The 22,612-nt window shown below is 54.4% G+C and carries 21 protein-coding genes; 8 read left to right on the forward strand and 13 right to left on the reverse strand.

The genetic code is table 11. The features are described from left to right. The first annotated feature begins 111 nt into the window (after positions 1–111). Positions 112–1,491, forward strand: coding sequence for an MFS transporter (locus LF929_RS15180; protein WP_038907282.1), 1,380 nt, complete (start codon positions 112–114; stop codon positions 1,489–1,491). A 138-nt stretch (positions 1,492–1,629) separates the two neighbouring features. Here LF929_RS15180 and LF929_RS15185 read toward each other — a convergent pair whose 3' ends face one another. Beyond that, positions 1,630–2,121: a YajQ family cyclic di-GMP-binding protein gene (locus tag LF929_RS15185; RefSeq protein WP_226092617.1), complete on the reverse strand. Its 492-nt coding sequence runs from the start codon at positions 2,119–2,121 to the stop codon at positions 1,630–1,632. A gap of 198 nt (positions 2,122–2,319) precedes the next feature. Here LF929_RS15185 and panE point away from each other — a divergent pair, with 198 nt between their 5' ends. Together panE and yajL are read left to right on the forward strand one after the other, a co-directional pair. Next, positions 2,320–3,240 (forward strand): 2-dehydropantoate 2-reductase, encoded by a 921-nt coding sequence (gene panE / locus LF929_RS15190; protein ID WP_226092618.1) that lies wholly within the window; start codon positions 2,320–2,322, stop codon positions 3,238–3,240. After that, a complete protein-coding gene (yajL, locus tag LF929_RS15195) occupies positions 3,203–3,799 on the forward strand; it encodes a protein deglycase YajL (RefSeq protein WP_210174751.1) in 597 nt (198 codons plus the stop codon). Before panE ends, yajL begins: the two co-directional genes overlap by 38 nt. Before the next feature lie 69 nt (positions 3,800–3,868). Here the strand turns inward: yajL and thiI are convergent, their stop codons facing one another. Further along, a complete protein-coding gene (thiI, locus tag LF929_RS15200) occupies positions 3,869–5,317 on the reverse strand; it encodes a tRNA uracil 4-sulfurtransferase ThiI (RefSeq protein WP_226092619.1) in 1,449 nt (482 codons plus the stop codon). Between the two features lie 266 nt (positions 5,318–5,583). Between thiI and xseB the strand changes: the two genes are divergently transcribed. Genes xseB through dxs form a run of 3 tightly spaced genes read left to right on the forward strand, consistent with a single transcriptional unit; the run spans position 5,584 to position 8,635 of the window. Further along, complete coding sequence (gene xseB / locus LF929_RS15205) at positions 5,584–5,832, forward strand: exodeoxyribonuclease VII small subunit (RefSeq protein ID WP_012883745.1); 249 nt, start codon at positions 5,584–5,586, stop codon at positions 5,830–5,832. Continuing rightward, positions 5,829–6,740, forward strand: coding sequence for a (2E,6E)-farnesyl diphosphate synthase (ispA, locus tag LF929_RS15210; RefSeq protein WP_226092620.1), 912 nt, complete (start codon positions 5,829–5,831; stop codon positions 6,738–6,740). The genes xseB and ispA overlap by 4 nt, the downstream gene beginning before the upstream one ends. Positions 6,741–6,772: 32 nt before the next feature. Continuing rightward, positions 6,773–8,635: a 1-deoxy-D-xylulose-5-phosphate synthase gene (gene dxs / locus LF929_RS15215; protein WP_038903664.1), complete on the forward strand. Its 1,863-nt coding sequence runs from the start codon at positions 6,773–6,775 to the stop codon at positions 8,633–8,635. A gap of 73 nt (positions 8,636–8,708) precedes the next feature. On the opposite strand, the gene pgpA is transcribed toward dxs, so the two are convergent. The 6 genes from pgpA to nrdR all read right to left on the reverse strand — a co-directional run bounded on the left by pgpA (position 8,709) and on the right by nrdR (position 12,900). Next, positions 8,709–9,221, reverse strand: a complete 513-nt coding sequence (gene pgpA / locus LF929_RS15220) for a phosphatidylglycerophosphatase A (RefSeq protein WP_016941770.1) — start codon at positions 9,219–9,221, stop codon at positions 8,709–8,711. Continuing rightward, a complete protein-coding gene (gene thiL, locus LF929_RS15225) occupies positions 9,202–10,176 on the reverse strand; it encodes a thiamine-phosphate kinase (protein ID WP_038903662.1) in 975 nt (324 codons plus the stop codon). The genes pgpA and thiL overlap by 20 nt, the downstream gene beginning before the upstream one ends. 61 nt (positions 10,177–10,237) lie before the next feature. Continuing rightward, complete coding sequence (nusB, locus tag LF929_RS15230; RefSeq protein ID WP_016941768.1) at positions 10,238–10,657, reverse strand: transcription antitermination factor NusB; 420 nt, start codon at positions 10,655–10,657, stop codon at positions 10,238–10,240. A gap of 22 nt (positions 10,658–10,679) precedes the next feature. Further along, on the reverse strand, positions 10,680–11,153 hold the full coding sequence (gene ribE / locus LF929_RS15235; RefSeq protein ID WP_022632536.1) for a 6,7-dimethyl-8-ribityllumazine synthase: 474 nt from the start codon (positions 11,151–11,153) through the stop codon (positions 10,680–10,682). Positions 11,154–11,274: 121 nt separating this feature from the next. After that, positions 11,275–12,387, reverse strand: coding sequence for a bifunctional diaminohydroxyphosphoribosylaminopyrimidine deaminase/5-amino-6-(5-phosphoribosylamino)uracil reductase RibD (ribD, locus tag LF929_RS15240; RefSeq protein ID WP_210176598.1), 1,113 nt, complete (start codon positions 12,385–12,387; stop codon positions 11,275–11,277). Positions 12,388–12,450: 63 nt separating this feature from the next. Next, positions 12,451–12,900 carry a transcriptional regulator NrdR gene (gene nrdR, locus LF929_RS15245; RefSeq protein ID WP_012883737.1) on the reverse strand — a complete coding sequence of 150 codons (450 nt, stop codon included), beginning with the start codon at positions 12,898–12,900 and terminating at the stop codon, positions 12,451–12,453. A gap of 466 nt (positions 12,901–13,366) precedes the next feature. On the opposite strand from nrdR, the gene mgtA reads away from it, so the two are divergent. Next, entirely contained in the window at positions 13,367–16,075 is a 2,709-nt protein-coding gene (mgtA, locus tag LF929_RS15250) for a magnesium-translocating P-type ATPase (protein WP_226092661.1), read from the forward strand. A 179-nt stretch (positions 16,076–16,254) separates the two neighbouring features. Next, positions 16,255–16,824 carry a DUF3251 domain-containing protein gene (locus LF929_RS15255; RefSeq protein WP_210174755.1) on the forward strand — a complete coding sequence of 190 codons (570 nt, stop codon included), beginning with the start codon at positions 16,255–16,257 and terminating at the stop codon, positions 16,822–16,824. Between the two features lie 94 nt (positions 16,825–16,918). On the opposite strand, the gene secF is transcribed toward LF929_RS15255, so the two are convergent. The 5 genes from secF to queA form a co-directional block, all read right to left on the reverse strand. After that, positions 16,919–17,890 carry a protein translocase subunit SecF gene (gene secF, locus LF929_RS15260; RefSeq protein ID WP_038903656.1) on the reverse strand — a complete coding sequence of 324 codons (972 nt, stop codon included), beginning with the start codon at positions 17,888–17,890 and terminating at the stop codon, positions 16,919–16,921. A 10-nt stretch (positions 17,891–17,900) separates the two neighbouring features. Further along, positions 17,901–19,748: a protein translocase subunit SecD gene (secD, locus tag LF929_RS15265; RefSeq protein ID WP_210174756.1), complete on the reverse strand. Its 1,848-nt coding sequence runs from the start codon at positions 19,746–19,748 to the stop codon at positions 17,901–17,903. A 28-nt stretch (positions 19,749–19,776) separates the two neighbouring features. Beyond that, positions 19,777–20,112, reverse strand: coding sequence for a preprotein translocase subunit YajC (gene yajC, locus LF929_RS15270; RefSeq protein WP_012770768.1), 336 nt, complete (start codon positions 20,110–20,112; stop codon positions 19,777–19,779). A gap of 66 nt (positions 20,113–20,178) precedes the next feature. After that, entirely contained in the window at positions 20,179–21,342 is a 1,164-nt protein-coding gene (gene tgt / locus LF929_RS15275; protein WP_012883732.1) for a tRNA guanosine(34) transglycosylase Tgt, read from the reverse strand. Positions 21,343–21,434: 92 nt separating this feature from the next. After that, positions 21,435–22,502 (reverse strand): tRNA preQ1(34) S-adenosylmethionine ribosyltransferase-isomerase QueA, encoded by a 1,068-nt coding sequence (gene queA / locus LF929_RS15280; protein ID WP_210176600.1) that lies wholly within the window; start codon positions 22,500–22,502, stop codon positions 21,435–21,437. Between the last annotated feature and the right edge of the window lie 110 nt (positions 22,503–22,612).

Consider the following 22,612-nt stretch of genomic DNA (forward strand, 5'->3'; position numbering starts at 1 on the left):
TCTGTTTTTTTATCTCCCCTCCCCTGCTTTGCCAAATACGGAAACAAACCCGTCGTTTACGCCTTCTGGCACGGACACTAAAATAGCGCTGATAAAATATCAGAGGTAGCAATGAACGATAATCGCATGACCCCGATTGAACAGCGGGCAACATGGGGACTGGGTCTGGTTTTTTCACTTCGCATGCTCGGCATGTTTATGGTGCTCCCGGTACTCACCACCTACGGTATGGCTCTGCAAGGCGCCAGCGAGTCACTGATTGGCATTGCCATCGGCATTTATGGCTTGATGCAGGCGGTTTTTCAAATCCCATTCGGGCTCATGTCTGACCGTATTGGTCGCAAACCGCTCATTGTTGGCGGCTTACTGATATTTGTGCTGGGTAGTGTCATCGCCGCACTCAGCCATTCCATTTGGGGGATAATTCTGGGTCGTGCTTTGCAGGGCTCCGGGGCGATTTCTGCTGCGGTCATGGCGCTGCTGTCAGACTTAACACGTGAACAAAACCGCACCAAAGCTATGGCGTTTATTGGTGTCAGCTTCGGCATTACGTTTGCTATCGCCATGGTTGTCGGCCCGATTGTTACCCATGCGTTAGGGCTGAATGCGCTGTTTTGGGGAATTGCGCTGCTGGCGCTGCTGGCTATCGCTATTACGCTGGCAGTCATTCCCTCAGCCCCTTCCCATGTGCTCAACCGTGAGTCTGCCATCGTGCGTGGCGGTGTCGCCAAAGTACTGGCCAATCCTCGCTTGCTAAAACTCAACTTCAGCATCATGTGCCTGCACATTCTGCTGATGTCGAGCTTTGTCGCTTTACCGAGAGTCATGGAGCAAGCAGGTCTGGCACCGCAGGACCACTGGAAAGTCTATCTGACCACGATGCTGATATCGTTCGCGGCCGTGGTGCCATTCGTCATCTACGCAGAAGTAAAACGCCGCATGAAGCAGGTGTTCATTGTTTGCGTGATGATAATCATTGCCGCAGAGCTGGTTTTGCTGCAAGCAGGCAACCATGCGCTGTGGCAACTCTTTATCGGCATTCAGTTGTTCTTTCTGGGCTTCAATGTCATGGAAGCATTGCTGCCATCCCTTATCAGCAAAGAGTCGCCAGCAGGCTACAAAGGTACTGCCATGGGGGTTTACTCCACCACCCAATTTATGGGGGTGGCGATTGGCGGTAGTCTTGGCGGCGCGTTGTATGACCTGCATGGCGCGTCACTGGTATTCAGTGCGGGCGCATTGCTGGGGGTTGTCTGGTTATTGGTCAGCGTCACCATGCAGGAACCACCGTATCTGAGTAGCTTGCGAATTACCCTACCGGATGAAGCGCTACGCGATAGTAAGCTGTCCGATAAACTGCAACAGCATCCTGGCGTGGCAGATGTGGTGATCGTACCGGACGAACTCAGCGCCTATGTGAAAATTGATCGCAGCAAAACCAATCGGCAGCAGTTGGAACAGCTAGTCGGTCAGACGGCTAAGCTAGCCTGAGAGGCTAACTGCCCGTAGAAGCACAACCGTCACGAGGTCAACGAGGTCACCCCAAACCACCTCGTCGATTGAAAAACCAAAGGCACCATTTCGGTGCCTTTGCATATTTAGCGTATCACTGCCTGAACAGCAGCCGGTTTAATCACGGAAGTTGTTAAACTGAAAGGGTTGTCCTAAATCAGCACCACGCACCAGCGCAATCACACCTTGCAGATCATCGCGGGATTTCCCGGTAACGCGGACTTGTTCGCCCTGGATCTGGGCTTGCACTTTGAGCTTGCTGTCTTTAATCATTTTAACGATTTTCTTCGCCAGCGTAGTTTCAATACCTTGCTTGAGCTTCGCTTCCACACTGTAGGTTTTGCCACTGTGTTCCATGTCTTCAGGGATATCCAGCGAACCGCCCTCAATTCCGCGTTTTGCCAGCTTTTCCCTTATGATTTCAATCAATTGCTTAACCTGAAAATCTGATTCGCTGGTCGCCTTGATGGTTTGTGCTTTTTCATTCAGCTCAAAGCTGGCAGGCACATTACGAAAATCCCAGCGAGTACCCAGTTCACGAGTCGCGTTTTCCACCGCATTGCGGACTTCCTGCATATCGATTTCCGAAACAATATCGAAAGATGGCATAATTTTTTCTCCTGACAATAGCTGCCGAGCATGATAACCGCTCACGCCCAATAAGCAAACTTCACCGACCTTGCCGTCTTCATCGCGACAAGCAGCGGCAGACGGCAGCAGAATACTTTATGATAGACAGGAAAGATGATAGGTCGGAAAAATGATAGTCCGGACAGACGCAAGCTGGCCCGATAAAGGAAAGTGTGGATGAAAATTACCGTTCTTGGCTGTGGCGCGATCGGTCAACTCTGGCTTAATGCGTTACATCGGCAAGGGCATGATGTACAAGGCTGGTTGCGCATTCCGCAAGTTTCCTGCCAGATTAACGTTATGATGCTCAGCGGTGAGCGTTGTAACCTTAATCTGACAGCCAACAACGCAGAACATCTGGCGCAAAGTGAATTACTGCTGGTCACACTAAAGGCATGGCAAGTCTCCGATGCACTTGTCACGCTGCTCCCTCGGCTACGCCCCGACTGTACTATTTTATTGTTGCATAACGGCATGGGTACCTGGGAAGAACTGCCGCCAATCAGCCAACCGTTATTGTTAGGCGTCACCACGCATGCTGCACGGCGTGACGTCTCAACAGTGGTACACGTCGCGGCTGGCGTAACCCACATCGGTTCGCTTGGACGTACCACACACCGTGAAGAAGAGCAAAGCCAGTTGGCTGAAACGCTGCATCAGGCGCTGCCTGACGTTGCGTGGCACACTCATATTGCGGCAACCTGCTGGCTGAAACTGGCCGCCAATTGCGTCATTAATCCGCTGACCGTGCAGTACCAGTGCACCAACGGCGAATTACAGGCTTATCCCGAAAGAATAGCCACACTCTGCCAGGAAGTGGCGCTGGTCATGGACCGCGAAGGTTTCCACACCTCGTCGGAGAGCCTGCTGCTTTATGTGAATCAAATCATTCAGAACACGGCGGCTAACACATCGTCAATGCGTCAGGACGTGCTGGCGCAGCGTCATACGGAAATCGACTACATCACCGGTTACCTGCTGCGTCGCGCTCGCGCCCACGGACTCGCCCTGCCGGAAAACAACCGCCTGTTCGACTATATCAAACGAAAGGAGAATGAATATGACCGCCTCGGTTCTGGTCTGTCTGGCGCCTGGTAGCGAAGAAATCGAAGCCGTGACCACCATCGACCTGCTGGTCAGGGCGGGGATCCGCGTCACCACGGCCAGCGTCGCGAGCGATGGCAACACAGAGATCACCTGTTCTCGTGGTGTGAAACTGCTTGCTGACGCGCCGCTGGTCGCCGTCGCCGATCATGACTTTGATGCCGTCGTGTTGCCCGGTGGTCTGCAAGGCGCTGAGTGCTTTCGTGACAGCCCGTTGCTGGTTGAACGCCTGCGCCAGACCCATCAGGAAGGAAAAATCGTCGCGGCGATCTGCGCTTCACCCGCTGTGGTGCTAGAGCATCACCAGTTGTTTCCCGTCGGCAACATGACCGGTTACCCCACACTGAAAGAGCAGATTTCACCAGAAAAATGGCTGGAAAAACGGGTGGTATTCGATCCACGTGTCAATCTGCTGACCAGTCAGGGTCCGGGGACCAGTATCGACTTCGCACTGAAGCTTATCGATCTGCTACTGGGTAAGAGCAAAGCCGCAGAAATCGCTGCACAACTGGTTCTGCCGCCGGGGATCTACAATTATCAGGACCCGGCCTGATCTGCCGTACAAAAACAAAAAGCGCCGGATGATGGCGCTTTTTGCTGGTAGCGAACGCAGGACATAGCCTCAGGGACGATAGACCTTAACGTTATTGAATCCCTGCTCACGCAGGTATAACGCCTGCAAACGGCTCATCACCCCACGCTCACAGTACAACAGATAGGTTTTGCTCTGATCCAAATCGCCGAACTGTGTCCCCAGTTTATAGAACGGCAGGGATTTTACCTCAACGTGCGCCACTGCCAACGGGTGTTCATCCTGCTCATCGGGCGAACGAATATCCAGCAGAATATCGCTTGCGACAAAGGCATCGACCGTTTCTACTTCGGTTACCGTCTGCTGGGTTTGTTCAGCAATCTCGCGGATGTCGATGTTGCGCGCCTGCGACACGACGCGGTCGAGAATCGCGAAATCAAACAGACTTTCTTCGTGCTCGATTTTGGCTTTCACCGCCTTCACCGTCGGGCTTTTGGAGATCACGCCGCAATACTCAGGCATGGTCTTGGCAAAGTCTTCCGTACCCAATTCCCGTGCCAGACGAATAATGTGTTCTTTGTCGTGAGAAATTAGCGGCCGCAGGATAAGAGTGTCCGAGGCGTTATCAATCAGACGCAGGTTGGTCAGCGTCTGGCTGGATACTTGTCCCAGTGCTTCGCCGGTGACCAGCGCTTGCACGCCATACCGTTCGGCGATCTGCGACGCAGCACGCACCATCATGCGCTTGAGCACCACGCCCATTTGGCCGTCGTCCACCTTTTCCAGGATTTCACCGACCACTGGCTCGAAGTCAATCGCGACAAAACGTACCCGGTGTGAACTGCCAAATCGGTTCCACAGATAATGCGCGACCTGACGTACGCCGATTTCGTGCGCTGCCCCACCGAGATTGAAGAAGCAGTAGTGAACCCGGCAACCACGACGCATCAGCATATAGCTGGAAACACCGGAGTCGAATCCGCCGGAAATCAGCGACAACACATCTTCCTGGGTACCGATTGGGAAACCACCAATACCTTCATAGCGGCCTTTGATCAGCAACAGGCGATCCTGGTCAATTTCCAAATGCACCGTGACCTGAGGCGCAGTCAGGTTAACCCGTGCGCTCTCAATATGCTGATTCAACCCGCCGCCGACATAACGCTCCACATCCTGAGAGCTGAAATCGTGTTTACCACGACGTTTCACCCGCACGCAGAATGTCTTCCCTTCCAGTTGATCACGGTAAGTGGCCAACGTTTGTTCAAAAATATGGTGGATATCGGTATAGGCGCAGTCTTCCACCTCAAGGATATGATGAATGCCGGGGATACGCGTCAACGCATCACGTATTACCACGCGCTGACTTTCTTCTTTGGCACGAACCTCGATATGATCCCAGTGACGGACAACCGCCAGCGATTCATCATACTGTTTTAAAACGTTACGAATGTTACCGGTAAGGATTTTTATAAAGCGCAACCGCACAGATTGGCTTTTGATGGTGATTTCCGGGAACAATTTAATGATAAACTTCATGGCGGCTATCGTTAGTTAATTCTGAAGGCGTGAAACACGGGTACGCGGACAACACGCAGGCACCCTGAGCGCTAAAGTTACGTTATTGGTAACACTATCCCGAGTCGGGTGGCGTTACCAATAGCATCCAGGGCGCGGAGTATACCACCATATTGCGGTAAGCTGCGCAGATTAAGCGCATAATTGCGCACCATAAGGGCGCTTACCGTGACAATCCGGTGGCGTCGGCGCCGACAGGCGCGTATAAACAGGATCCGGAAACGAATATGCCGAAAAAAACTGAACAACCCGTCAGCTTTGAAAGCTCACTCGCCGAACTGGAACAGATTGTGTCGCGTCTGGAGTCGGGCGAGCTTCCATTGGAAGAGGCGTTGAATGCCTTTGAACAGGGTGTCCAGCTTGCACGACAGGGACAAGTAAAACTGCAGCAAGCTGAACAACGCGTTCAGATTCTGCTCAATGACGATCCCGATACCGCCCTGACACCTTTTACGCCGGATAATGAGCCGTTATGACAGATTTTCTCAAGCAGCTTGCAGCGCATCATCAGCGTATCGACGCCGCACTCAACCATTTCATTTCCAGCCTGCCTTTTCAGAGTAGTCCACTGGTGGAAGCGATGGCGCATGGCGCACTGTTGGGGGGCAAGCGGCTACGACCGTTTCTGGTTTATACCACCGGCCAGTTATTCGCGGTCTCGCCAGACAGCCTTGATGCACCGGCAGCGGCCGTTGAATGTATTCACGCCTATTCTCTGATCCACGATGACTTACCCGCCATGGACGATGACGATCTACGGCGCGGGCAGCCAACCTGCCATGTCAGGTTTGGCGAAGATAAGGCGATTTTGGCAGGTGATGCCCTGCAAACGCTGGCGTTTTCTATTCTGGCTGACGCCCCGATGCCACAGGTCAGCGACCGCGACCGACTGGCGATGATCTCCGAACTGGCCAGCGCCAGTGGTGTGGCAGGCATGTGCGGCGGTCAGGCGCTGGACCTGGAAGCGGAAGGCCATCAGGTCGATTTGCAAACACTGGAACGAATCCATCGCCATAAAACCGGAGCGCTGATTCGTGCTTCGGTTCGGCTGGGTGCCCTGGCTGGCGGTGAGCGTGGGCGTCTTGCCCTGCCTTACCTTGATCGTTATGCCAACGCGATCGGCCTGGCCTTTCAGGTGCAAGACGATATTCTCGATGTGATTGGCGACAGCGCCACCACCGGCAAACGCCAGGGCGCTGACCAACAACTCGGTAAAAGCACCTACCCAGCGTTACTGGGTCTGGAGCAAGCCAAACAAAAAGCCCGGGAATTGTGCAAAGAATCACTCTCGGCACTGAATGAACTGGAAGACACGCTGGACAAGCCCGCAGCCATTGCCCCGTTGCGAGCACTGGCGAACTATGTCGTTGAACGCGATAAATAATTTTAATACTAATACCGCTTGATGAGTATCCAATGACCTTTGATATAGCGAAATACCCTACGCTGGCGCTGGCGGAAAACCCTGAGGAACTGCGCCTGCTGCCACGGGAAAGCCTGCCTAAATTGTGCGATGAACTGCGACAGTATCTGTTGGACAGCGTCAGCCGCTCAAGCGGGCATTTTGCCTCAGGTCTGGGTACAGTCGAGCTGACTGTGGCGTTGCATTACGTCTATAACACGCCTTTCGACCATCTGGTATGGGATGTCGGTCATCAGGCTTATCCCCACAAGATCCTGACCGGGCGGCGTGACCGTATCGCCACTATTCGCCAAAAAGGCGGGCTGCACCCGTTCCCGTGGCGTGGCGAAAGTGAATATGACGTCCTGAGCGTCGGCCACTCGTCTACCTCCATCAGCGCCGGTATCGGTATGGCGGTGGCGGCGGAGCGCGAAGGACTGGGACGGCGCACCGTCTGCGTAATTGGTGATGGCGCGATCACCGCTGGTATGGCGTTTGAAGCCATGAACCATGCCGGTGATATCAAACCGGACATGCTGGTGGTCCTGAACGACAACGAAATGTCAATTTCCGAGAATGTTGGTGCGCTGAACAACCATTTGGCGCAATTGCTCTCCGGCAAGCTCTACTCCACCTTGCGTGAGGGTGGCAAGAAAGTGTTGTCCGGCCTGCCGCCAATCAAAGAACTGGTTAAACGTACCGAGGAGCACCTGAAAGGAATGGTGGTGCCGGGTACGCTGTTCGAAGAGTTGGGCTTTAACTATATCGGCCCGGTTGATGGGCATGATGTGCAATCACTGGTGCATACTCTGAAGAATATGCGCAGCCTGAAAGGCCCGCAGTTGCTGCATATCATGACCAAGAAAGGCAAAGGCTATGCCCCCGCTGAGCAGGACCCGATCAGCTGGCATGCCGTACCGAAATTCGATCCGGCCAGTGGCACCTTGCCGAAGAATAAAGAAGCGCTGCCGACCTATTCCGCCGTTTTCGGCGAATGGCTGAAAGAAACCGCAGCGGCAGACTCCAGGCTGATGGCCATCACCCCAGCCATGCGTGAAGGCTCCGGCATGGTATCGTTTTCGCGCACCTACCCGCAGCAGTACTTTGATGTCGCTATTGCCGAGCAACATGCGGTGACCTTTGCTGCTGGCCTGGCAATTGGCGGTTATCGCCCGGTCGTGGCGATTTATTCCACGTTTCTGCAACGTGCCTACGATCAGGTCATCCATGATGTCGCCATTCAGAACCTGCCGGTGCTGTTTGCTATCGATCGTGGCGGCATCGTTGGCGCGGATGGTCAAACGCATCAGGGCGCGTTTGACCTGTCGTTCCTGCGCTGTATTCCACAGATGGTGATCATGACACCCAGCGACGAGAACGAATGCCGGTTAATGCTGCATACCGGTTATCACTATCAGCAGGGACCGTGTGCAGTTCGTTACCCACGCGGCAATGTGTTGGGTGTGGAACTCACTCCGCTGGAAACCCTGCCTATCGGCAAAGGCGTCGTTAAACGTCAGGGCGAGAAGATTGCGATTCTGAATTTCGGTACGCTGTTACCAGAAGCACAACAGGCAGCCGACGCGCTCAACGCCACACTGGTGGACATGCGATTCGTCAAACCGTTGGATGAAGCGCTGGTCGCCTCGCTGGCTGCCAGCCACGATGTGCTGGTGACGCTGGAAGAAAACGCCGTGATGGGCGGTGCCGGTAGCGGTGTGAATGAATACCTGATGGCGAATCGTCTGCCCGTCCCCGTACTCAATCTGGGCCTGCCCGATATCTTTATTCCGCAGGGCTCACAAGCGGAAATCCGCACCGAGCTGTCGCTGGATGCCGCTGGCATCGAACGTCGCATTCGAAACTGGCTGGCCTGATACTGGTCACCAACAGGCAGAAAAAAACCGGGAATTCCCGGTTTTTTTCTCGCTGGCAACCACCCGCAGACTATTACCCAACCACATACCCAGCCACATACAATATGGCCGCGGCGATAACACCGGCGATAATATCGTCAACCATGATGCCCATACCGCCGTGCACGTGACGATCAAACCAACGGATCGGCCAGGGTTTAAGAATATCCAGGATCCGGAAAATCACAAACCCGGCGGCGACCCAGCCCCAGTGGGTTGAAGGCACCGCTATCAGGGTGATCCACATGCCGACAAACTCATCCCAGACGATGCTGCCATGGTCATGCACGCCCATATCTTTGGCGGTACGGTGGCAAAGGTAAACCCCTACGCAGATGCTGAGCATCACCAGCAGTGAATACAGCTGTAACGGCAGCAGCATCAACAGATACCACACAGGAATGGCCGCCAGCGAACCGGCGGTGCCTGGCATCCACGGCGATAAACCACTGCCAAAACCGGTTGCCAGAAAATGCCACGGATTACTCATCCGTAGGCGGCGTTTGGCAACTAACGATCCTTTGCTCTCACTGGTCAAAATGGTCATACCCTTTCAGATTGACGTCCACCGGCTGACCGGAATGAAAGAAACTCATTCCTTCCGACGCAGGCCCAATCTGGCCGATGCAAGTGTAACTAGCCCCCAGATGACCAATCGCTACCTCTAACGCGCCCCGATTCAGTTCGGGTACCGTAAAGCACAACTCATAGTCTTCACCGCCACCCAGCGCCCAGCGCATAGCCTGTTCCGGGTCGGTATGCCGCAGCAGTGCATCAGAATAAGGCAACGCCTCCAGATTGATACGTGCGCCGCAATCACTGGCTTTAAGGATGTGTCCTAAATCTGACGCCAATCCATCAGACAGATCGATAGCCGCACTGGCCAGATCGCGCAACGCCTGCCCCTGCAAAATGCGAGGCTGAGGACGCAGGTGGCGCTGCAACAGCCATTGGCGATCATCAGCATCCGACACCTGTAGACTGTGCTGCAAAATGGCCAACCCTGCCGCACTGTCGCCCAGCGTTCCGGTGACATAAATCCAGTCGCCGATACGTGCTCCACTACGCTTGAGCGCGCGTCCTGCTGGTACCAACCCTTGAATAGTCAGCGTCATGCTAAGCGGCCCACGCGTGGTATCACCGCCTATCAGTTGCATATCATAGTAAGAAAGCTGTTCAAACAGGCTGTCGCTATAGGCGGCCAGCCAGTCCGCATCAATGCCCGGTAACGTGAGCGCCAGCGACACAAAGGCAGGATCTGCGCCCATCGCCGCCAAATCACTCAGGTTGACCGCCAGTGATTTATACGCCAGATCGGCAGGGTCAATATCGGGCAGAAAATGAATGCCGGAGACCAGCGTATCCGTGCTGACTGCCAGCAGTTGTTTGTCCGGAATGTTCAGCAGGGCGCAATCATCACCGATCCCCAGTTCAACACCCCGTCGTGAATAGCCAGCCCGATTGAAATAGCGGGCAATCACGTCAAACTCACCTTGAGCCATACTTTTTCCAGATAGTGGTAACCTAAAAAAAACCAAGGCCGGAAAACCGGCCCTGACTGACTTATTTTTTACCCGGCCGCAAGTGTGGCCCGGCTTTGTCCAGCACGCCGTTGACAAACTTGTGGCTGTCTTCGGCACCGAACACTTTAGCCAACTCAATCGCTTCGTTGATGGCAACCTTGTACGGTACATCTTCGCGCTTGCTAAGCTCATACACCGCCAGACGCAAAATAGCCCGCTCAACTTGCCCGAGTTCATCTAACTGACGGGAAAGATACGGCGCCATCTGAGCATCCAGTTTTTCCGCCTGAGTGGCGACGCCCGCCAGCAGCTCGCGGAAATAGGCGATGTCCACGCCTTTGACATCCTGCTCACTCAGAAACTGGAGTTCAACATCGGCAATATCATTTTTGGACAACTGCCAGGAATAAAGCGCTTGAACCGCACATTCACGAGCGCGGCGACGAGCAGCAGGTTTCACGGAATACCCCTTACAAAATAAATCAGGCTGACTTGATTGAGTGTAATACATTGATCATTTCAAGCGCGGTCAGAGCGGCTTCCGCCCCTTTGTTCCCCGCTTTAGTGCCGGCGCGCTCGATAGCCTGCTCGATACTTTCCGTAGTCAGCACACCGAAGGCGACCGGAATGTCGCTGTTCATCGCGACATGAGACAGGCCGGAACTGCATTCACCGGCAACGAATTCAAAATGCGCTGTACCACCGCGAATCACCGTACCCAGAGCCACCACGGCGTCATACTTCTGGCTGTTAGCCAGCGCACGCGCGGTCAGCGGCAATTCATAGGCACCCGGTACCCACACCACGGTGACGTTTTCTTCTTTCACCTGACCAATACGTTTGAGCGCGTCCAACGCGCCTTCCAGCAGGCTGTCATTGATAAAGTGATTGAAACGGGCAATAGCAATCGCCACGCGGGCATTCGGAGCGGCAACAACACCTTCAATAATGTTCATAGCTTTCCTTTGATTGTTTTACGACCCCGCAGGGGGGCGGATTCTATCATATTCTTCCGGGCGCGTATCCGCTTTTGACCCTGTAACGGATATCCGCCACCTCAACGCGCGCAGAAACAGACTAACGAGGCTTCAGTGTCAGGCGAACATCCGGCCCTATCTGGCGAACATCGGTCATATCGAACAGCGGGGCCTGCGACAACTGTTCCAACCCCGGCAATACGCACAACGACCGGGCCGCATCACCTAATAATGTCGGAGCCAGATAGACTATCAGTTCATCCACCACACCAGCCTGCAATAGTGCTCCGGCCAGGTGAGCACCCGCTTCCACCCAGACCGTATTAATCTGACGTTTACCCAGCGTCATCATCAGCGCCACCAGATCAATACCACCGCCATGCAACGGCATGGTCAGTTGCTCCACGCCATCCGGCCAGGACTGTGCATCCTGACTCGCTCGCGCCAGCCAGGTCTGGCCCGGCTGACTCACCAGACGATGGTGCGGCGTCACTCGTGACTGACTGTCGACGATGACGCGTACCGGCTGGCGCACCGCACTTTGCGGATAAAGGCGCTGGGTATCGACATCCAGTTCTGACCAGCGCACGGTCAGCGACGGGTCATCTGCCAGCACGGTAGCACTGCTACTGAGGATAGCGGCACTCTGTGCACGAAAACGCTGTACATCCTGACGAGACTGCGGCGAGGTTATCCACTGACTTTCGCCGGAAGCCATCGCCGTTCGACCATCCAGCGACGCACCGAGTTTGAGTTGTACATACGGGAAACCGGTGCGCATGCGTTTTAGAAAGCCACGGTTAATTTTTTCTGCCTGATCCATCAGGACGCCGTGATGCACAGCGATACCGGCTTGTTGTAAGCGATGCAACCCGCGCCCGGCGACCTGCGGGTTAGGGTCTTGCATCGCGGCCACAACCCGCGCCACACCCGCCGCGACCAGGGCATCGGCACAAGGTGGAGTACGTCCGTGATGGCTACAGGGTTCCAGCGTCACATAGGCCGTAGCGCCACGTGCCTTGTCGCCTGCCATACGCAACGCATGCACTTCTGCATGGGGTTCACCGGCTTTCTGGTGGTACCCCTCACCGACTATCTCGCCATCTCTGACGATCACACACCCGACATTCGGATTCGGTGCCGTAGTAAAGCGGCCGCGGCGAGCTAACTCCAGCGCGCGGGCCATATAGAATTCATCAGAGTATGTAGCCATCCGGTGCTTATCCTGGATTAAGAATCATGTTGGAAGCGCGCGATAGGCAAAAACAACGCACGATTAATCCTGCAGACGGGCGATTTCCTCGCCAAATTCACGGATATCCTCAAAGCTGCGATATACCGATGCAAAACGGATATAAGCGACTTTGTCGAGCTTTCTGAGCGCATCCATAACCAGATTGCCCACCATCTTGGCCGTTACTTCACGCTCGCCGGTCGCTCGCAATTGAGATTTGATGTGAGTGATGGCCATTTCCACGTCATCAGAGCTGACCGGGCGTTTCTCCAGTGCTTTCAACATCCCACTGCGCAGTTTGTCCTCATTGAACGGCTCACGCACATCATTACTCTTAATGACGCGCGGCATCACCAGCTCCGCCACCTCAAAGGTAGTAAAACGCTCATTGCATACCAGGCACTGACGACGCCGACGAACCTGCGACCCTTCGCCGACCAGACGAGAATCAATGACCTTGGTATCTACTGCGGCACAAAAAGGACAATGCATAACGTTTCCAGACCCTAGCCGTATAAACCTGACCTAGTTTACCCCGAATTCCGCTTATAACCCAAATGCCGGTACGACGCCTTTTTTCTGTATCGACTGCACGGTGGTTTAGCTTCGATTGAAGTGAGTTAGGCTACAGTAATGTCGCTTCTTGATTATGTGGTTTGTCGATAGCAATCAACGGCTCATCGCCATCCGGCATCTCAGGATTATCAAGCGGAAACTCCCCAAGTTTCATACCGTTTCACTACCGGAGACCCCTCAATGGGACCTGACCCGAATCCTCATCCAGGACAGCGCGTCATTCACCGGTAAGTCAGCTTTTGCTGCCTTGCCGGCTAACACAGGCAAGGCAGCGGCGTTCAATTCGTCCCTGCTTTTAATTTAGTCGCCGCATGCAGGCCTACGACCCCTGCGTGTTATCAGGCTGTGGCGTTTTTGGCTACGGCAGGGAGTATTGTTTATGCTGTTTATTCGACTCACACGACAGCTGTTTTCACAACTTGGTCTTCATCTGCCGCACCGCCTGTTCCAGCGCGACCTGATGCCAGATGGAAAAGTGAACGCCAGTCAGGCCATGACGGATACCATGGCGACTCGTTGCCTGCGTCTGGCCCGTCTTGATGAAACAGCCTTGTATCAGGAGTTCGCCAGCCATCCCGACGGATTAATGGCGGATGAAGTGATACGGGTGCGGGCACAGCATGGCGATAACCGTATTCCTGGCGAGCAGCCCTTGCCCTGGTGGCGGCACCTATGGCGTTGCTATCGTAACCCGTTCAACCTGTTACTGACGCTGCTGGGCATGATTTCTTATGCCACGGAAGATCTGACTGCCGCACTGGTTATCGCGCTGATGGTGCTGATCTCGACCCTGCTCAATTTCATTCAGGAAGCACGCTCCGGTAAAGCAGCCGATGCCCTGAAAGCGATGGTTAGCAATAAGGTCACGGTGCTGCGCAGCGATGCCCACACCGGTTATAGCGACTTTCAGGATATCCCACTGGATCAACTGGTGCCCGGCGACCTGGTGAAGCTGGCCGCAGGCGATATGATCCCAGCCGATCTGCGTATATTACAGGCACGCGACCTGTTCATCAGTCAGGCGTCGCTCACCGGCGAATCTCTCCCTGTGGAGAAGGTAGCCAACAGCCGCCAGAGCGATGCCGCCACCGCGCTGGAATGTGACACCCTCTGCTTTATGGGCACCAACGTGGTCAGCGGTACCGCACTGGCTATGGTCATTGCTACCGGCAGCCACACCTGGTTTGGTCAACTGGCAGGCCGTGTGGTGCAACATTCCGATGAAATAAACGCGTTCCAGCTAGGTATCAGTCGTGTCAGTTGGCTGTTGATTCGCTTTATGCTGGTGATGACGCCAATCGTGTTGCTTATCAATGGCTACACCAAAGGTGACTGGTGGGAAGCCGCCTTGTTTGCTCTGTCGGTCGCGGTCGGTCTGACGCCGGAAATGTTGCCGATGATCGTCACCTCAACGCTGGCAAAAGGCGCGGTCAAACTGTCTCGCCAGAAGGTGATCGTCAAACGCCTCGATGCTATCCAGAACTTTGGTGCGATGGACATCCTGTGTACCGATAAAACCGGGACACTGACGCAGGATAAAATCGTGCTGGAATGCCACACCGATGCATTCGGGAATAGCTGCCAGCGCGTGTTGCGTCGTGCCTGGCTGAACAGCGCCTACCAGACCGGGCTGCGCAATCTGCTTGATCAAGCGGTGCTGGCGGGTATTCCATGCGAGGAACAGCAAGCCGAACTGTCTCGCTGGCGCAAAGTAGACGAAATTCCGTTTGATTTTGAGCGCCGCCGTATGTCGGTTGTCGTCGCGGGAAACAGTCATGAACACCTGTTAATCTGCAAAGGCGCGCTGGAGGAAACCCTGAGCGCCTGTACTCAGGTGCGCCATGCTGAACAACTGCTGCCGCTGGACGCCAGCTTGTTATCTCGCATTCGCCATCTGACGGATGACCTGAACCGCCAGGGCCTGCGGGTGGTGGCCGTCGCCAGCAAAGTGATGCCTGCCGACCGTCAGGATTATGGCCGGGCCGACGAATCCGACCTGATTTTGGAAGGTTACATCGCCTTTCTCGATCCGCCGAAAGAAAGTACCGCCCCAGCGCTGAAAGCGCTGAAGGACAACGGCGTGACGGTAAAAATCCTCACCGGCGACAGCGAGCTGGTGGCCGCCAAAGTGTGTCGAGAAGTGGATATTGAGCTGACCGGTATTCTGACTGGCCGTGACATTGATGCGCTGAGTGATGAACAACTGGCGCAAGCCGCCCGCGATACCACGCTGTTTGCCCGTCTGACGCCATTACACAAAGAGCGTATTGTCCGTTTGCTGCGTTCCGAAGGCCATGTGGTCGGCTTTATGGGGGATGGCATCAATGACGCGCCAGCACTGCGGGCGGCGGATATCGGTATTTCGGTGGACTCGGCGGTGGATATCGCCCGCGAGGCGGCGGATATCATCCTGCTGGAAAAAAGCCTGATGGTACTGGAAGAAGGCGTCATCGAAGGGCGTCGTACCTTCGTCAACATGCTGAAATACATCAAAATGACGGCCAGCTCCAACTTCGGTAATGTCTTTAGTGTCCTGATTGCCAGCGCCTTCCTGCCGTTTTTGCCGATGTTGCCGTTGCATCTGTTGATCCAAAACCTGATGTACGATATTTCGCAGATAGCGATCCCGTTCGATAACGTGGACGACGATCAGGTCAAAAAACCTCAACGCTGGAATGCAGGCGATATTGGTCGATTCATGGTGTTCTTCGGCCCGATTAGCTCTATTTTCGACGTGCTGACATTCTCACTGATGTGGTGGTTCTTCCACGCGAATACACCGGAGACTCAAACCCTGTTCCAGTCCGGCTGGTTCATTGAAGGGCTGCTCTCACAAACACTGATTGTGCACATGATCCGTACCCGGCGGATTCCGTTTATCCAAAGCCGTCCCTCCTGGCCAGTGATGATGATGACGCTCCTGGTCATGATAACCGGCATTGGGTTGGTATTCTCACCGCTGGCGGGTTTCCTGCAACTGCAAGCGCTACCGATGAGCTACTTCCCGTGGCTGCTGGCGATTCTGAGTGGTTACCTGCTACTCACCCAAGCCATGAAGGACTTTTTCACCCGTCGCTACGGCTGGCAGTAACCGCAACCGGCGTGGTGGTCAATGACCACTACGCCTTGATTTTTCTCTCTTGATTCAGCCTGTTCTGCTTATCTTTTTCCCCGCATCTCATTCACTATAAGAGACCGTAAATCACGTCTACACTGACACTACATTATTGAAGCATGACTAACTGCTATGGTCCCGGGGAGAAACAGGCTATGCGTTTGTACCACCGCGTTATCCCAATGTTATCTGCCATTGTGCTGCTCGCCGGATGTGCACAACCGCAGACTACCCACGTAACAAACGAATTAGGTCAGATAGACCAAAAATTACACGACATCACTAACCGTGCCATGGCGCTGGAACAGCAAAATACGTTAAACGCCAACTCTACCTCGGGTGTCTATCTGCTACCCGCAGCGCAGAACCGGGCCTTACTCGACAGTAGCATCGGCAGGTTAAGCCTGGAATTGACCAAAATTGAGCCGGAATCCAATGGCACACGGGCGTTACTGGTTATCCAGACCATGAACACACTGACGTTACCGGCCTTCCAGGCGCAACTTGACTGGGGTTCGCTGGACCCGGTGAGCGGCAAACCGTTGACTGGCGACATGCAGACGCAGTTGATCACTTTCTCACCTGCGCTCACCCCGGTTTCAGAGGCGAGAATAGAAGTGCGGCTTTCTGGCCTGACGCCGGATCAACTCGGTTTTGTACGCATCCATGATGTCATCGCCGATTCCGGGCAAAGCCACCGTGAACCAGCTCAGTCTCACCCTTGATTTCCTCGCCTGAAAACAGCCATAAAAAAACCCGCCGGACGGCGGGTTTGTAGTTACCAAAGCTTTAGTTACCAAAGCACAAGTGTAAATAGGGTTACGGTAACAGCGACGGCTGATCCGCACCTTCTTTTTCCACTTTCTGTACCAACATGTGCTCACGCTTCATACCCAGCTTAAGTGCCAGCGCGGAAGCCACATAGATAGAAGACGCCGTACCGATGGTCACACCGATCAACATCGTCAGTGAGAACCCTTTCAGCATCGCGCCACCGAACAGATATAGCATCAGGATCACCACCAGGGTGGTTCCTGATGTGATCAAGGTACGGTGCAGCGTTTGGGTCAACGACACGTTGAAGATTTCGTAAGGCGTTCCACGGCGAATTTTGCGGAAGTTTTCACGAATACGGTCAGACACCACGATACTGTCGTTCAACGAGTAACCGATGACCGACATTAACGACGCCACAATGGTCAGGTCGATTTCAATATTGAATAACGACAGCACCCCCATCGTGATGATCACGTCATGCGCCAACGCGATAACCACCCCTGCCGCCAGACGCCATTCGAAACGGAAGCCGACGTAGATAAGGATACTGATTAACGCCGCCATCAACGCCATCGCGCCCGTCTGCGCCAGATCCGCCCCCACACTGGGCCCGACGAACTCAATGCGTTTAACGACCGCATTCTGGCTGGTTGACGCGTTGATGACGTTAACCACCTTGCTACCCAGAGCCTGGCCGCCAGATTCATCGTGAGCAGGAGGCATACGCACCATGATGTCACGACTGCTACCAAAGTTCTGTACCAGTGGATCGGCAAAGCCCGCCTTTTGCAGCGCTTCGCGCATCTGCTCCAGATCGACCGATTTCTCAAGCGAAATCTCAATAACCGTACCACCGGTGAAATCCAGCCCCCAGTTGAAACCGCGCACGCCCATCACGACGATAGACAGGATCAATAGCAGACCGGACAACGCGAAGGCCCAGTAGTCCCAGCGCATAAAGTCATACACTTTACGGCCGTAGTTCAATTGTTCAACAGTATATTCCTGTGCCACAACGCACTCCTCAGATAGACAGCTTTTTGATGCGCTTGCCGCCGTACAGCAGGTTTACGATGGCACGGGTTCCAACGATAGCGGTAAACATGGATGTCGCTACACCAATACCGGTCGTGATAGCAAAGCCTTTAATCGAGCCGGTACCCACCGCATACAGGATAATGACTTTAATCAGCGTCGTGACGTTGGCATCAAAGATGGAGCTAAATGCCCCCCGGTACCCTTCATCGATCGCCTGCTGCACAGAGCGTCCGTTGCTGAGTTCTTCTTTGATACGCTCGTTAATCAGTACGTTGGCATCCACCGCCACCGCAAGGGTTAACACGATACCCGCAATACCTGGCATGGTCAGCGTGGCCCCTGGCAACAGCGACATCACCCCGACCACCAGCACCAGATTCAACAACAGCGCAGAAGTCGCAATCAAACCGAACTTCTTATAGAAGAAGATCATGAACAGGATAGACACCGCCAGACCCGCCAGACAGGCTTCCAGCCCCTGAGTGATGTTTTGCATCCCCAGCGTCGGGCCGATGGTACGTTCTTCTACAATCTGAATCGGCGCAATCAGCGCACCGGCACGCAGCAACAGTGACAGCTGGCGCGCTTCGTTTGGGTTGTCGATACCAGTAATACGGAAGCTATTGCCCAGACGTGACTGGATGGTGGCGACGTTAATCACCTCTTCCTGTTTTTCCAGAATCGCACGACCGTTGGCGTCTTTCTTACCACTATCCTTGTATTCCACAAACAAGGTCGCCATCGGTTTACCGATGTTATCCTTGGTGAAATTGGACATCAGGTTGCCGCCCGCGCTATCCAGAGAAATATTCACCTGCGGACGGTTGTACTCATCATTACCGGAGGTGGAGTCGGTAATATGGTCGCCGGTAAGAATCACGCGTTTGTACAAGGCGATCGGGCCACCGTCACGCATGTTCATGACTTCGGTATCGCCCGGCACACGACCGCTGGCTAACGCCGCCGGGTCAACATTGCTGTTTACCAGACGGAATTCCAGTGTGGCGGTCGCCCCAAGAATTTCTTTCGCGCGTGCCGTGTCCTGAATCCCCGGCAGCTCAACCACGATACGGTCAGCACCCTGACGCTGTACCAAGGGTTCAGCCACACCGAGCTGGTTGACACGGTTTCGCAGGATGTTGATGTTCTGCTGTACCGCATATTCGCGGGCTTCACTCAGACGCGCATCGCTCATCACAGCACGCATCGCGTCACTGCCGCTATTGCTGAACACCAGATCGCGATGGCGCGGAGTCAGGTAGTTCACGGCGTTGTCACGCAGTTGACCGTCGCGGAACAGAATTTCCACGCCATAATTATCTGCTTTACGAACAGACGCATATTGGATGCCTTTCTCGCGCAAATCGCTGCGCAGGGAATCCATGGTCTGCTCCTGCAACTTGCCTAACGCAGTATCCATATCCACTTCCATCAGGAAGTGCACACCACCACGCAGGTCAAGACCCAGTTTCATCGGTTCCGCTCCCAGCATTCTCAGCCAGGTAGGCGTTGCAGGCGCCAGGTTTAGGGCAACCACGTATTTCTCGCCCAGCGCACTCACCAGCACTTCACGAGCACGAAGCTGGATGTCCGGCGTAGAGAAGCGCGCGAGAATGGCACCGTTTTCCAGCGCAATAGATTTGCTGGCGATATGTTGTTCTTGCAAAACATTCTGGATCTGGACCAGCGTAGATTCACTGGCGGCGGTTCCTCGCGCGCCAGTGACCTGAATTGCCGGATCCTCACCATACAGGTTAGGAAGTGCGTAGAGCAGACCGACGACGATCGTCACGATCAGCATCAGGTACTTCCACAGAGGATAGCGGTTTAACACGGTAGTTCCCTTCGGGAAAGTCGAAAAATTACAGGGCCTTCATGGTACCCTTCGGCAGTACGGACGTCACGTAATCGCGCTTTATAACGACTTCGTTGGTATCGTTCAGGGCAATGGTGATAAATCCGTTATCCGCCACTTTGGTCACACGCCCAACCAGGCCGCCGTTAGTCAGCACTTCATCGCCTTTACTGATCGAATCCATCAACTTTTTGTGTTCCTTGGCACGTTTTTGCTGAGGGCGCAGGATCATGAAGTAAAAAATCAGACCGAACACGGCCAGCATAATCACCAGAGAGTACGGGCTTCCTTGAGCCGGAGCACCTGCAGTTGCTGCCACAGCGTCGGAAATGAAAAAACTCATTTAAATGTCCTCTTTAGTTATCAAAACAACAGTTATCTATAAAACGTTCATGCCACGCAAACGTGCTTATTGTGGTACATGACCTTCATGGTCATTTCCCGCCGCGCTATCGGCCAACGGCGGAACCGGTTTACCGATGCGCTGGTAAAACTCGGCCACAAAGCTCTCTAATCTACCTTCCCCGATAGCCTGGCGTAAACCCGCCATCAGGCGCTGATAATAGCGCAGGTTGTGGATAGTATTGAGGCGCGCGCCGAGTATTTCGTTACAACGGTCCAGGTGGTGCAAGTAGGCACGGCTATAATTGCGACACGTGTAGCAATCACAGTGCTCATCCAACGGTCCGGTATCGTCTTTATGTTTGGCATTACGAATTTTGACCACGCCGTCCGTCACAAACAGATGGCCGTTACGAGCGTTACGCGTCGGCATTACGCAGTCAAACATGTCGATACCGCGGCGAACCCCTTCCACCAAATCTTCCGGTTTGCCTACCCCCATCAGGTAACGGGGTTTATCCGTCGGCAACTGCGGACAGACATGCTCCAGAATACGGTGCATATCGGCCTTCGGCTCGCCGACCGCGAGGCCGCCCACAGCGTAACCATCAAAACCGATGTCCACCAGCCCTTTTACCGACACATCACGTAAATCTTCGTAAACACTGCCCTGAACGATGCCGAACAGCGCGTTTTTGTTGCTTAATTCGTCAAAACGCTGACGACTGCGCTTCGCCCAACGCAACGACATCTCCATCGACCGCTTGGCATAGTCCCAGTCTGCGGGGTAAGGCGTACACTCGTCGAAAATCATCACGATATCGGAACCGAGATCGTACTGAATTTCCATGGATTTTTCCGGGCTCAGGAAAATGGCGTCACCATTGATCGGGTTGCGAAAATGCACCCCTTCTTCGGTTATCTTGCGGATATCGCCGAGACTAAATACCTGAAAACCACCGGAATCGGTCAGGATCGGGCCATGCCACTGCATAAAATCATGCAGATCGCCGTGCCGCTTCATGATTTCCTGCCCCGGGCGTAACCACAGGTGGAAGGTGTTACCTAAGATTATCTGGGCACCGGTCTCTTTGACTTCTTCCGGCGTCATCCCTTTGACGGTGCCATAGGTACCGACGGGCATAAATGCCGGGGTTTCCACCACACCACGTTCAAAAACCAGACGACCACGGCGCGCGCGGCCGTCCGTTTGCAACAGTTCGTACTTCACTTAACCTCCAGCATCAGAAAACAGTCTGATGGCATCATTGATATACCCACAGAACCTGGCCTGCGGTATGAAAAGATCGGCGGCAGATGAGATTATCCCACCTGCTCCTGTTCCGCCGACGGGTCACGGGTGATGAACATGGCATCACCGTAACTGAAAAAGCGGTATTGCTCAGCCACGGCCTGATGGTAAGCATCCATCGTATGGCGGTAACCCGCAAACGCCGACACCAGCATAATCAACGTCGATTCCGGCAAGTGGAAATTGGTCACCAGCGCATCCACCACCTGATAGTGATAGCCGGGGTAGATAAAGATGCGGGTATCGCCGAAAAACGGCGCGATCACGGCTTCCGCACTCGCTTGAGCCGCACTTTCCAACGAACGCACCGAGGTCGTACCGACGGCGATAACACGGTTGCCACGCGCTTTACAGGCCAACACCGCATCCACCACCGTCTGCGGCACTTCGGCATACTCAGCGTGCATCACATGGTCTTCGATAGACTCAACCCGCACCGGCTGGAAGGTACCGGCACCGACATGCAGAGTCACGAAGGCCATTTCCACGCCTTTTTCTTTCAGAGCAGCCAGCAACGGCTCATCAAAATGCAGACCCGCGGTGGGTGCCGCCACAGCCCCAGGGCGCTGACTGTACACAGTCTGGTAAAGCTCACGGTCTGCGGCTTCATCCGGACGGTCGATATAGGGTGGCAGCGGCATGTGCCCGATGTCATTGAGAATGGTCAACACATCGCGCGTATCATCGAACTGAATCTCGAACAAGGCGTCATGGCGCGCCAGCATGGTCGCTTTCACGCTCTCGTCTTCGCCGAGCAACAACGCGGTACCGGGCTTAGGTGCCTTGGAAGCACGTACATGCGCCAACACGCGCTTATCATCCAGCATGCGTTCTACCAGCACTTCCAGCTTACCGCCGCTGGCCTTACGACCAAACAGGCGCGCTGGAATCACCCGGGTGTTGTTAAACACCAGCAGGTCACCAGGCTGGAGTTTATCGAGCAGATCGGTAAAAACGCCGTGCGCGACCGCGCCTGTAGGGCCATCCAGCGATAACAGTCGGCAACCGCTACGTTGTGCCTGCGGATAGCGGGCAATCAGGGATTCAGGCAATTCAAACGAAAAATCGGCAACACGCATGACTATTCACTTACATTTCGGCACAGTGGAACAAACGAAGCGGCTTAGTCTAGAGCCCGTCGGGACTGGCTGCAAGAAATAAGCGGGACATCCCCCCACCTTCCTCTATA

The sequence above is a fragment of the Dickeya oryzae genome (assembly GCF_020406815.2).
GTDB lineage: Bacteria > Pseudomonadota > Gammaproteobacteria > Enterobacterales > Enterobacteriaceae > Dickeya > Dickeya oryzae.